Raw genomic sequence first — 271 nt, 5'->3', positions numbered from 1 at the left:
CTGCTACGGGCAGCAGGCGCTGAACGCGCAGCTTGGGGGGCGGGTCGAGAAGGGCAACAGTGGGGAATTCGGTGAGGCGTTCGTGTCCGTCGATGACGGCTGCGGACTGTTCGACGGGCTGTGGACCGCGGGCGAGCGGCATCAGGTGTGGATGAGCCACGGCGATCATGTCGCGGCGCTGGCACCGGGGTTCCGGCCGGTCGCGTCGTCCAGGGGCGCGCCCTTCGCGATCACCGCGGACGACGAGCGCCGCATCTACGGCATGCAGTTC

General features: G+C 69.7%; 1 protein-coding gene. It reads left to right on the top strand.

Features of this window, described 5'->3' with window-relative positions; all coding sequences use genetic code 11:
- Window positions 1–271: glutamine amidotransferase-related protein (locus AC0IYH_RS31700; RefSeq protein ID WP_471838224.1), on the top strand; the 271-nt coding region annotated here is incomplete at both ends.

This window comes from Pseudomonas sp. AC463, assembly GCF_979253585.1.
This window is presented reverse-complemented; position numbering and strand designations above follow the sequence as displayed.